General features: G+C 76.8%; 4 protein-coding genes. 3 read left to right on the forward strand and 1 reads right to left on the reverse strand.

Annotation, left to right across the window (positions count from 1 at the left end):
* From ABEB16_RS14685 to ABEB16_RS14695, 3 genes are all read left to right on the forward strand, one after another.
* Positions 1-1,080, forward strand: a 1,080-nt coding sequence (locus tag ABEB16_RS14685) for a DUF885 domain-containing protein (RefSeq protein ID WP_345712981.1), incomplete at its 5' end; no start/stop codon positions are given.
* Positions 1,081-1,125: 45 nt separating this feature from the next.
* Positions 1,126-1,767 (forward strand): Maf family protein, encoded by a 642-nt coding sequence (locus tag ABEB16_RS14690; protein WP_345712982.1) that lies wholly within the window; start codon positions 1,126-1,128, stop codon positions 1,765-1,767.
* A 121-nt stretch (positions 1,768-1,888) separates the two neighbouring features.
* Positions 1,889-3,736 carry an acetyl/propionyl/methylcrotonyl-CoA carboxylase subunit alpha gene (locus ABEB16_RS14695; protein WP_345712983.1) on the forward strand — a complete coding sequence of 616 codons (1,848 nt, stop codon included), beginning with the start codon at positions 1,889-1,891 and terminating at the stop codon, positions 3,734-3,736.
* Positions 3,737-3,788: 52 nt separating this feature from the next.
* On the opposite strand, the gene ABEB16_RS14700 is transcribed toward ABEB16_RS14695, so the two are convergent.
* Complete coding sequence (locus ABEB16_RS14700; protein ID WP_345712984.1) at positions 3,789-4,403, reverse strand: trimeric intracellular cation channel family protein; 615 nt, start codon at positions 4,401-4,403, stop codon at positions 3,789-3,791.
* Positions 4,404-4,503: the final 100 nt, after the last annotated feature.

Raw genomic sequence — 4,503 nt, forward strand, 5'->3', positions numbered from 1 at the left:
GCCGGCGCGGGGCGGGCCGCGGCCGCCGCCTACACCGCGCTGGCGGGCACCCTGCGCACGGAGCTGCTGCCCCTGGCGCCCGCCGCCGACGGCGTCGGCCCCGAGCGCTACGCGCTGTGGTCGCGCTGGTTCGTGGGTGCCGCGGTCGACCTGGCCGAGACGTACGCGTGGGGGCAGGAGGAGGTGGCCCGGCTGCGGGAGGAGATGCGCCGGGTCGCGGCCGAGGTCGTGCCCGGCGGCGGCGTGGCCGAGGCCGTGGCGGCGCTGGACGCCGACCCGGCGCTCACCGTGGAGGGCGTCGAGGCGTTCCGCGCCTGGATGCAGGAGCGTTCCGACGCGACGGTGGCCGCGCTGGCCGGCACCCACTTCGACGTCCCCGAGCAGATCCGCCGCCTGGAGTGCCGGATCGCGCCGACGACGAGCGGCGGCATCTACTACACCGGTCCCAGCGAGGACTTCAGCCGCCCGGGCCGGATGTGGTGGGCGGTGCCCGAGGGCGTCACGCGGTTCACGACGTGGCGGGAGGCCACCACCGTGCACCACGAGGGCGTGCCCGGCCACCACCTGCAGGTCGGGCAGGTGGCGGTGCGCTCGGACGTGCTCAACCGCTGGCGCCGGCACGGCACGTGGGTGTCCGGGCACGGGGAGGGCTGGGCGCTGTACGCGGAGCGGCTGATGCAGGAGCTGGGCCACCTGCACGGTCCGGGCGAGGTCCTCGGGATGCTGGAGGGGCAGCTGCTGCGGGCCGGGCGGGTCGTGGTGGACATCGGCGTGCACTGCGGCTTCCCGGCACCGGCCGAGGTGGGCGGCGGGGCGTGGGACTACGACGCGGCGTGGCGCTACCTGCGCTCGACGGCGTCGATGGAGGAGGCGGTGCTGCGCTTCGAGCTGCACCGCTACCTCGGCTGGCCCGGGCAGGCGCCGTCGTACAAGGTCGGCGAGCGGCTGTGGACGGCGCTGCGGGAGGAGGTGCGCGCCGCCGAGGGCGCCGACTTCGACCTGATGGCGTTCCACCGCCGCGCCCTGGACGTCGGCTCGGTGGGGATGGGGGTGCTGCGGGCGGCGCTGCTGCCGGCGTGAGGCGCTGCCGATCCGGGGCGCCCCGCGGCTGCCACACTGCCCTGCGTGCCCACGCTCGTCCTGGCCTCCGCCTCCCCCGCCCGCCTCGCCACCCTGCGCGCCGCGGGCGTCGAACCCGTCGTGATCGTCTCCGGCGTCGACGAACCGGCCGTGCTGGCCCGCTACGGCGTCACCGACGCCGAGGACGTGGCGCTGGTGCTGGCCAAGGCCAAGGCGGAGGAGGTGGCGGGCCGTGACGACCTGCCCGCCGACGCCCTCGTCGTCGGCTGCGACTCGGTGCTGCAGCTGGGCGGGGAGGTGCACGGCAAGCCCGCCGACGCCGAGCAGGCCCGCGGGCGCTGGCGGGCGATGCGGGGCCGCAGCGGCGTGCTGCACACCGGCCACTGGCTCGTCGACGCCCGCGAGGAGGGCTCCAGCGGCGCGACGCTGGGCGCGGTGGCGTCGGTGGTGGTGCACTTCGCGGACCTCACCGACGAGGAGGTGGACGCCTACGTCGCCACCGGCGAGCCGCTGCGGGTGGCCGGTGCCTTCACCCTGGACGGCCTGGGCGGCGCGTTCGTGCGGGGCGTGGAGGGCGACCCGCACGCGGTGGTGGGGATCTCGCTGCCGCTGCTGCGCGAGCTGCTCGGCGAGGCCGGCGCGTCCTGGACGCAGCTGTGGGCGGCGGCCGGCGACGCGCCGTCGTGAGCACACCGCCCGATGCGGCAGTATCCTCGCCCGGACCGCCCCCGCCCCCGCCCCGGCCGGCGTCCCTCCGGGGAGCCCGCCCCGGCTGCCCTCCTGGAGGACCTGCCGACGTGGAGACCGCATGACCGCCCCGACCTCAGACGAGCGGGCCGTGACCGGTCCCGTCTCCAAGGTGCTCATCGCCAACCGGGGTGAGATCGCGGTGCGCGTCGCCCGGGCGTGCACCGACGCGGGCATCGCCTCGGTGGCCGTCTACGCCGATCCCGACCGCGACGCCCTGCACGTGCTGGCCGCCGACGAGGCGTACGCCCTGGGCGGCACCACCGCCGCGGAGTCCTACCTCGACATCGGCAAGATCCTCGACGTCGCCGCCCGGGCCGGCGCCGACGCCGTGCACCCGGGGTACGGCTTCCTCGCCGAGAACTCCGGCTTCGCCCGCGCGGTGATCGCCGCGGGGCTGACGTGGATCGGCCCGCCCCCGGCGGCGATCGACGCCCTCGGCGACAAGGTCTCCGCCCGGCACATCGCCCAGCGCGCCGGCGCGCCGCTGGTGGCGGGCACGGCGGACCCGGTGAGCGGTCCGGCCGAGGTCCTGGCCTTCGCCGACGCCCACGGCCTGCCCATCGCCATCAAGGCGGCCTTCGGCGGCGGCGGCCGCGGCCTGAAGGTGGCCCGCGAGCGCGAGGAGGTCACCGAGCTCTACGAGTCGGCGGTGCGCGAGGCCATCGCGGCCTTCGGGCGCGGGGAGTGCTTCGTGGAGCGCTACCTGGACGCGCCGCGGCACGTGGAGACGCAGTGCCTGGCCGACGCCCACGGCGACGTGGTCGTGGTGTCCACCCGGGACTGCACGCTGCAGCGGCGCCACCAGAAGCTCGTGGAGGAGGCCCCGGCCCCCTTCCTCACCGACGCGCAGGTGGAGCAGCTCTACACCGCGTCCAAGGCGATCCTGCGCGAGGCCGGCTACGTCGGGGCGGGGACCTGCGAGTTCCTCGTCGCCGCCGACGGGTCGGTGGCCTTCCTGGAGGTGAACACCCGCCTGCAGGTGGAGCACTGCGTCAGCGAGGAGGTCACCGGCATCGACCTCGTCCGCGAGCAGTTCCGCATCGCGACCGGTGAGCGGCTCGGCTACGACGACCCGCCCGCCCGGGGGCACTCCATCGAGTTCCGCATCAACGGCGAGGACCCGGGCAACGGGTTCCTGCCCTCCCCGGGGCGCATCTCCAAGTGGACGCTGCCGGGCGGGCCGGGGGTGCGCGTCGACGCGGGCGTGCGGCGGGGCACGGTCGTCGGCGGCGCGTTCGACTCGCTGCTGGCCAAGCTCGTCGTGACCGGCGCCACCCGCACGGAGGCGCTGCAGCGGGCGCGCCGGGCGCTGGCGGAGTTCCGGGTCGACGGCATCCCCACGGTGCTGCCGTTCCACCGCACGGTGGTGACGGACCCGGCGTTCAACCCGGCCTGCGACCCGGCGGTGGAGCCGGCGCTGCAGGCCACGACGCCGTTCTCGGTGCACACCCGCTGGATCGAGACGGAGTTCGAGAACAGCCTCGCGCCGTGGAAGGGCGGCCACGACACCGGCGGCATCGTCGCCCCGCAGCGGGAGACGGTGGTCGTCGAGGTCGGCGGCAAGCGGCTGGAGGTGTCGCTGCCGGCGACCCTGACGGGCGCCAGCGACCAGATCCGCGAGGCCGGCGCCGCCATCGGCCGCTTCGCCCGCCGCCCCCGCAAGCGCTCCACCGAGGCCCCGGCGCCCAGCGGCGACGCGCTCACCGCCCCCATGCAGGGCACCATCGTCAAGGTCGCGGTGGCCGAGGGCGACGTGGTGGCCGCCGGCGACCTCGTGGTCGTCCTGGAGGCGATGAAGATGGAGCAGCCGCTGCTGGCCCACCGCGCGGGGACGGTGCGCAACCTGGCGGCGGAGGTGGGCGCGACCGTCACGAGCAGCGCGGTGGTCTGCGAGATCGTCGACTGACGGGTACGCCGGGTCGCCGGCGGCACCCCCGGCCCCGCGGGGGCCGGGTCCCTCACGCCCCGCCGGGCTCGTCCAGCTGCCGGGGGACGAGCCGGGCGCGGGGGGCGTGCCAGCCGTAGCGCAGCCCGAGCAGGCGCAGCGCGGCGCACGAGCCGCCCGCGGCCAGCGCCAGCGGCAGCCCGTCGGCACCGAGCCGGCCCCCCGCGACGGCGATGGTCGCGCCGAGCAGGGCGGGCACCGCGTACAGGCCGCCGGTGAGCACGGTCGGCACCCGGCGGACCAGGACGTCGCGCAGCGTGCCGCCGCCGATCGCGCTGACCGCGCCGAGCAGCACCGCCTGGCCCGGGCCGGCCCCCGCCTCCAGGGCGATGGCGGAACCGGTGACGCAGAACAGCGACAGCCCCGCGGTGTCGGAGAGCAGGATCGGGCGCGAGAGCCTGCGCAGCAGCGGGTGCCCCCAGAACGCCACGAGGGCGCCGCAGGTGGCGACGAACAGGTAGCGCCAGTCGGAGAAGCTGGCCGGTGGCAGGCTGCCCAGCAGCACGTCGCGCAGCGCGCCGCCGCCCAGCGCGGTGACCACGCCGAGGGCGACGACGCCGAACAGGTCCAGGTGCGCGGCGCGCATCGCCGTCAGCGCCCCGTCGAGGGCGAAGGCGAAGACGCCCACGAGCTCCAGGACGGCCAGCAGCTGCCCGGGGGACAACCGGACCTCAGCCCATGACGTGCAGCTGCCGCGCCGCCTCCGCGAGGGAGCCGGACAGCGACGG

The organism is Kineococcus glutinatus, from assembly GCF_039542765.1.
GTDB lineage: Bacteria > Actinomycetota > Actinomycetes > Actinomycetales > Kineococcaceae > Kineococcus_A > Kineococcus_A glutinatus.